The 7,347-nt window shown below is 31.7% G+C and carries 6 protein-coding genes and 1 pseudogene; 5 read left to right on the top strand and 2 right to left on the bottom strand.

Going from position 1 to position 7,347, the window contains the following annotated elements; genetic code table 11:
- On the bottom strand, positions 1-520 hold a 520-nt coding region (locus ACFPU1_RS16780; protein WP_385943144.1), incomplete at its 3' end, for a DNA cytosine methyltransferase.
- A 455-nt stretch (positions 521-975) separates the two neighbouring features.
- On the opposite strand from ACFPU1_RS16780, the gene ACFPU1_RS16775 reads away from it, so the two are divergent.
- Genes ACFPU1_RS16775 through ACFPU1_RS16765 form a run of 3 tightly spaced genes read left to right on the top strand, consistent with a single transcriptional unit; the run spans position 976 to position 4,677 of the window.
- Positions 976-2,289 (top strand): SIR2 family protein, encoded by a 1,314-nt coding sequence (locus ACFPU1_RS16775; protein ID WP_385943143.1) that lies wholly within the window; start codon positions 976-978, stop codon positions 2,287-2,289.
- Positions 2,282-2,767 carry a hypothetical protein gene (locus ACFPU1_RS16770; RefSeq protein WP_385943141.1) on the top strand — a complete coding sequence of 162 codons (486 nt, stop codon included), beginning with the start codon at positions 2,282-2,284 and terminating at the stop codon, positions 2,765-2,767. Before ACFPU1_RS16775 ends, ACFPU1_RS16770 begins: the two co-directional genes overlap by 8 nt.
- Positions 2,764-4,677 carry a hypothetical protein gene (locus ACFPU1_RS16765; protein ID WP_385943140.1) on the top strand — a complete coding sequence of 638 codons (1,914 nt, stop codon included), beginning with the start codon at positions 2,764-2,766 and terminating at the stop codon, positions 4,675-4,677. The genes ACFPU1_RS16770 and ACFPU1_RS16765 overlap by 4 nt, the downstream gene beginning before the upstream one ends.
- 44 nt (positions 4,678-4,721) lie before the next feature.
- Here the strand turns inward: ACFPU1_RS16765 and ACFPU1_RS16760 are convergent, their stop codons facing one another.
- Positions 4,722-5,045, bottom strand: a complete 324-nt coding sequence (locus ACFPU1_RS16760) for a recombinase family protein (protein WP_385943138.1) — start codon at positions 5,043-5,045, stop codon at positions 4,722-4,724.
- A gap of 31 nt (positions 5,046-5,076) precedes the next feature.
- Between ACFPU1_RS16760 and ACFPU1_RS16755 the strand changes: the two are divergent.
- A pseudogene (locus ACFPU1_RS16755) lies at positions 5,077-5,316 on the top strand (flagellin); the annotation flags it as partial.
- Between the two features lie 483 nt (positions 5,317-5,799).
- Entirely contained in the window at positions 5,800-6,882 is a 1,083-nt protein-coding gene (locus ACFPU1_RS16750; RefSeq protein WP_385943136.1) for a phospholipase D-like domain-containing protein, read from the top strand.
- Positions 6,883-7,347: the final 465 nt, after the last annotated feature.

Raw genomic sequence — 7,347 nt, 5'->3', positions numbered from 1 at the left:
CCATTATTAGTCGTTCTCTATGTTGAGGCACTCCGTAATCGGCTGCATCTAATATTCGAAAGTGAATTTCATAGCCAAGTTCTTGAAATGAGTTTCGTATAATATCCCAATCTTTTTTTTTGTTTGCTTGTAACAACCCTCTAACATTCTCAAAGAGAAATCCTTTTGGTTTATAGTGATCAATAAATCGACAGAATTCTCCAAATAAGGAACCTCTCGTGTCTGAAATACCATAAACCCCACCAGCTCTTCTGCCTGCAGCTGAAAAACTTTGACAAGGTGGGCCACCAATTATCAAATCAAAATGTTTCTGGTTTATAGCCTCAGTTGTTACTTTGTTTATGTCTTCACATATTATTTGATGGTCCTCTTTAAAAAAAGTATCCTTATTTGCTTCCAATGTCTTCGTAAATTTCTCTTCATATTCAATACTACATAAAACATCGAAGCCAGCCTTAACGAAACCAATATCTAAACCGCCTGCTCCTGAAAACAGACTTAATACCTTTACTTGTGCCATACAATATTCACTCCTGAGAGTTCTTTTTTACTGTAATTAATAGTCTTATTATATCAGACATTTTCAGTATAAATCGGTTTGCCTTAAAATGAATAATGAAAAGACTACTATAACAAATTATATCTTTTCTTGATATGTTTTTTGAAACTTGAGTTTTGCTAAATATGGGAAAATTTAAATGTTTCAAAAGATCATATAGTCGAAGAAACGTTGATTTATCATAAAACTCTTAACAACTTCTATGACGAAACTTAAATATACCGATTCTTAATACAAGAAAGTATAAAGGTTTGAAGAGGTGTAGGTCAGCTACGATTTTGGAAATTTGCGAATGAAAGAATGGTAATCCGTGTACAGGGTATTTGGGGATAGTTACTAAATTTTAAAACATAATGTACGATATAGAAAATTTTGCTAAAATAGTCCATAAGGGCTAATCGGGGAGTGGTGACATTATGGAGGCAAACTTACATGATCTAAGAAAAGATTTTAAAGAAGGCAAGGTAGTTCCCTTTATTGGCGCTGGTTTATCAGCACCATTTCAAGTTCCTACTTGGAAATCGTTAATCGAAGCAATAACTGAAAAATATTCCAAGGGTCAACTAAGTTTTCTTGGAGAGTCTGTAAATATACTACTGCAACGCCACGATTACTGGAGTGCAGTGGATCAACTGAAAAGTTTTGCAAACTTGGATGATCAAGATATTCAAACAATGACCTCCCAATTAATTGAAGAAAGAATGTGTTGTGAGCTAGAAGATGATTCTTTACATAATTACACTGACATAGCAGAACTAAATTTCGACCTGTATCTTACAACCAATTATGAAGGCCTGTTGTATAAATATGTAAAGTGCAGTACCTATCCTATGGAACTTAGAGACATTAATTTCAGTACTCAAGACTTATTTGATAAGCAAAGAGTATTACATTTGCACGGTAATGTTTCTAACCCAGGGTCAATCGTTCTAAGTAAGAGCAGCTATGATGCATTGTATCAAGATCAAAAATATGAAAATTTACTCAAAGTAGTTACTAGTAATAAGAAATTATTATTTATGGGATTTTCATTTGAAGATCAATTCATACAAAAGTTGATTCAAGATCACAGAGAGCATTTTAGAGGGCAGCACTATATTATATTGGATAACCCTCCGCCTAATAAGGTTGCTGACTTAAAAAAACAATTTGGTCTAAATACTATTGCCTACGACTCTAAGAAAACTTCTCACGTTGGCGAAATTAGAAAAATATTAGCACATTTGTCAGAATCAAATCATGGGAATCAATCAGAAAAAAAAAGTATCAAGGGAGATAACAAAATCTCTGGTACGAAATCTGTGGTTCCAGGTGCGAAAATTACTGACTTCGATGAGAAGGTTGAACACCTTTTTTATAAGAAACTAAAACTTGAAAATGTTGAACCTGCTTTGATTGAGTTAAGTTCGTATTTTTATGTTGCTGCAGAAATATACATTCGTGAACTCAAAAATAATGGTATGCCAATTGATGTGATTAATACGTTACTAGGAAAAGTTTTAATACATTTCCAAGAAAGGTATATCGATACCTTTAGGAAACATGGTAACAGTCAACAGTTTGTAGAAGTCGTCCATGAAACCTTAGAGAATATAGAATTAGGCAGACATGCTAAACATTTTACAGAGGACGACATGTCAGATAAGAATGAAAATAGAGGGTTGATTCACCTACTGGCAGATGATGAAAAAAAGAAGATTTGGTGGGGGGAGAAAAGATTAAATGAGTAGTTACAATAAAGATGAATTCGTTGTTCCCCCATCAATAGAGCTTATATTCGATAACAACCAGTTAGAGCTGATGAACACATTGTGTCTTTTCTACGTCTTTTTTCAGAAAAAGCCTAAGAAGTTTTATAAAATTCCAGATATTATATTTTATTATAGCATTGTTAATTTTAACTTATTAAACGTAATAGAGGCAGAAGAGGATGTAGGATTCGTTTCGAGAAATTTGTACTTTAGATACCAGCAAAATATTAATCAACTACTACTTGAGCTATATAATTTGCAGTTCGTAGATATCAAGGGTAAAGTGTCATTTAAAACAGATCAACTAGGGGCACGATTAACAACAAAAGGAAATGAATTTGTGAATAGTTTAGAGATTGAATATTTTGTAGAGTTGATAAATAAGTACTTAGAAGTAATCGAAATGGTAGATAACAATACGGAGAATAAAAATAAAATAAAAGGAGGGAAAAAATGAGTAAACTCAATATAAATAAACTTATACTTTTAGGACCAAGTTATAAGCGTACTTTGGTGTTTAATAAAGGATTCAATTTAATTCGGGGAGATAGAACTTCTGGAAAATCTTTAACTCTGCAACTTATTGATTATTGTTTTGGTAGAAGTGAACATATTCGTTTGAAAGTACACAAAGAGTTAGCTAAACACTGTGATGAAGTTTTTCTCGAAATTAGTATAGATGACGAAGTAATCACTCTAAATAGGTTGCTAAAAAAAAATAAATCAAAGATCAGTATCTTCTTCTGTGAATTTGATGACATAGATGGATATATCCCTAAGATTTCTGATATCAAAGAAGTAATGCAATATATTATGAGGAAACTTAACATCAATGAATATATTCGTACTAAATATAAACCCCATAGTAAAGAACAACAGTTAGACACAATTTCCTTTAGAGACATTTTTCGTTATGTTTACATAAAACAGCACGCTCTTGGTACTAATGATTTTCTTGATAATAAAGTAACTTTCAAGAAAAATAAGAACCCTTATGCTTTTGAAATGATCTTTGACTTGGTAGAGGCGGACAAGGATCAATTAAGTGAACAATTAATCGCTGCAAAAAATAATATAGAGATGAAAAAAAGGGAAATAACAGGATTAAATTCTTATTTAGAAGATAAAGAAGCTAGTGAATTTGTTACTTTAATATCTCAAGAAAATCAGATAAAAAGAGAAATAGCAGTACAAAAAAGCAAAAAAACTTTAGTTATTCAAGAAAATAACAGTCATAAAAGTACAGAGAACGAGATGTACATTAAATTAAAAAATAGGCTAACAACTATAGCAAATCAGATTTTCGATTATAAAAGACAAATTAAGGATATCCATTTGTCTATTGAATCAAAAAAATTCTTATTACAAGAATATGAGAAAGAGAAATCAGAAACGGAAGCAACGCTAGAAATGAACTATCGGTTAGTAGTAAATAATCAAAGGATTGAATGTCCTTTATGTCATTCTACAGTACAAAGTCACATACATCACGAAAGTAAACCAACTGAGAAAATTCTTAATAAAATCCACAGGGAAACCAAGAATAAAGCCAAATTAGTGCAAAATTTAATTAAAAAAGATATAGATAAAATTGAAAAAATTGATGCTCAAGTGGCAAGTCTAAGTAAGGAACAAGCAATACTTGATAATGCGGTAGGTGAATTTTCAAAGAAAACAAGTGTTCCATATCTTTCTCAACTTGATAGTATTAATAGCATAATTAATAGTTATAATCGTGAAAAAGAAATTATTGATGAATGTATCAGGGTTCATAGGAAAATAGAAGAGAAAAACAAGCTTATCGAGGAATTAGAATCTGAGATAGAGAATTTGGAAGAAGATTTAAATGGGTTGAAAGCCAGTGAAGATGAGAAACACAAGATTTTTAAATTGATTAATGAAAAATATAAGGACTATATGGCACGATTAAAGTATGATACTACTCATACATACATTGATTTTAAAGAGTATATTCCTTATCATGACGGGGCTAGTGTGTTTGAACATGAAAGTGGTGGTTTGTTAGAATGTATGCAAATTTCCTTTGTAGCAGCTATATTGTCTAGCAAAATCAAAGGTTACGCTGCTGGACACCCAGGATTTTTGTTACTCGACTCAATAAGTAAATATTTAGGTACAATAAGGTCAGAGATGGATGAAGAAGATCGTAATAGAAAAGGTAGAATCAATGATCCAGAGGTATATGAAGAAATTTATAAGATTTTTGTTGAATTAAGTGAATATTTTCAGTTAATTGTAGTAGACAATACTCCTCCATCAATGTATATTAGTTACTCAGAATACACATTTTTATCTGGTGAGCAAGGTCTCATAGATCTTAGTGTTAATGAGTTAGATGAGACATAATTATCATTTAACCTTAAAAAATTCGAGTATTTATTAAAGATTCTTTAATGATTTCCGTCCAAATACCGGTAAAAGGATCTGCTTATCCCTGTTGCATCTAATATCTCAATGCTGTATTCCTTACTACCGTACACCTTAACGACCAATTCCAGTTTGGATTGGTCTTTTCTTGGTCTACCGCCTTTTCTTCCCCTGGTTCTAGCTGCATCCAACCCGGACTTTGTCCGCTCTGAGATAATATCACTCTCAAATTGAGCTAGTCCACTAAACATGGTAAGGACAAGTTTTCTCATTGCTGTTGTATCTATGTTTTCATTAATGGAAACGAAGTTAATGCCTTTTTCCTGGAAATCATTGATTAGATCCACTAAATGCTTCGTGCTACGACCAATTCGATTCGAAGAAGTATCTTCTCAACGCTCTGAACTTGGTGCATTCCAGAACCGTCTGGAGCACACTATCTCTAACCTCGATAATTCAGCTGAGAACTTATCAGCTGCGGAATTTCCTATCCGTGACGTTGATATGGCTGCTGAGATGATGGAAATGACTCGTGCAAACATCCTTTCTCAAGCTTCTCAGTCCATGCTAGCTCAAGCAAACCAACAACCACAATCCGTACTTCAACTTCTTGGATAAAAAGGAAGGAGCTCTCCTTCATAGGAGGGCTCTTTTTATTAGAATTTGAGTTATTTAATTGGTTGAAGTAGTGATGAACCCCTGTAAAAAAACAAAAAATTCTTTGCATAATCTAAGGATTTTAGGGCAAAGTAAGTGTAAGTTATCATATATTATTCATAATGATAGAAAAGAATGTGATTTTGGTAAAAAAGGTACCAGTTTACATAAGATATATTAAAAGAAGGTTCATTTTCATTCTAGAGAGGTTTAAATGCTACTCACAGCATTTCAAAGTAATAATAGCACTGAGCTAAACTAAAATATTATAATTAAAAATTAGCGTTAATTTTACCGTTAACTTAGTATTAAATATACTATCAAATCTACTTTTATAGAAAACTATAAAGTTATTTTACTGTTATAATAATTAAAAAGGAAGTTGCCGAATGGAAACAAAAAAATATTCTTTAACAAAAGTTGAAAAGATAAGGGAGATTTTTGATGTTTAGTGAAATGAAAGATGAAAACAACTTTACAATCGAAATTAAGGATGCCAAAGTTGTATTTACACAAGGAACAGACAATTTTGAAGAAATATTTTCAACTTCTATTAGGAATAAACATTTGTATTTAACCACTTTTAATTATGGGCTTCCCAAAAACTACGATGGTTGGATTAAAAAAGATATTGAATACATAAATGAAATTATAGTTGTTTTTAATAATCGAGAAAAAAATGTCTCCAACTTGATAAGAAGGTCTTTAAGAAAAAATCCGTACATTCAATTTTTTTATAATGAGGTTAATCACTCAAAGATTATTAGCAATGGATCATCCCTTTATATTGGAAGTGCTAATCTAACTGATTTTTCGAAAGATAACTTTGAGGCAGGGGTTATAGTAAAAGATGTAGATAAGATTAAACAAATAGAAGATCGAGTTTTTAAAAATGCTCATTTAAAATATGAGCCGATATTTACGGATCCGGTCTCTCCTCTTATTGTACCTTTTCTTTTAATTTATAGAGAAGTAGAAAAAGAGTTTAACTATATCAAACGCCTATTAAATGACATTAAACGTATTGAAAGGTTGTCAGAAGAAGAAATACCGGATTATGGAGATGAGTTGTGTACTTACATAAGTAAATATATAGATATTTTTAGGTTGGCAAAGGATGATTTAATTAGTTATGCCACTGAAAAGACTGAGGAGTACTTTGTAATACAAAATCTACTCGAAGAAATTGAGGACAAACTAAACTATCTCAAAAATGAACAGCCTATTGGTTCTTCCACCATTAGTTTATTGGGATTCTTAGAAGATTATTATAATTGTTTAGATGAATATAAAGAACATTTTTGGAGGATTAACACTTTTGATAGCGATGTTACACTTTTAGAAGAACAAATATATTTTAAGAAAGTAGAGAACATTTTTAAAAGATTAAACCACTTACGAATAAAGTGGATATCTTTAATTAAGTCAAATACCTATATAGAATACAGAGATTCTCACAGCCCCATTATTTTTTGGTTAGAATCCCCAAGTCAAGCTAAAAAATACTGGCAATACTTTTTACATTAAATTGATCTATTAATATGTGAAACTAAATAGAGAACTATCAAATTAAAAAAGAGTGACCGCAGAATAGAAGCACTGTATCACTCTTTTTATAGGTTGGATGGTGTATTTTGTTATATAGTACGCACTCGTGAAGAAGTGACAGTAGACTTTTCAAGATGCTTTGTATATAGGTCAGGGATGCAGAAAAATGATGAACAGTTACGAAACGAAGAAGAACGACAAATAATAGAAAGTAGAAATTATAGAGTCTCAGGCTAGGGCAGCGCAAGAGTTAGCTATAGCATCTAGAATAGAAAATTGCAGATGAAGTTGAAATTGAAGAATTCTATAGCGGAGTGGAGAAAAAAGTATTGGAGTACAAGGTAAAGAGACTAATTTCACTGCAGGTATAGGAGGCGCGGGGAAAAAGTTACTAAAAGAGTTTACAAGTCTAAAGGTGGAAAATTAGACAACACGGAAGTAACT

This window comes from Thalassorhabdus alkalitolerans (assembly GCF_042656525.1).
Lineage (GTDB): Bacteria > Bacillota > Bacilli > Bacillales > Marinococcaceae > Thalassorhabdus > Thalassorhabdus alkalitolerans.
The sequence above is the reverse complement of the archived record's forward strand: the minus strand, read 5'-3'. Positions and strand labels throughout refer to the sequence as shown.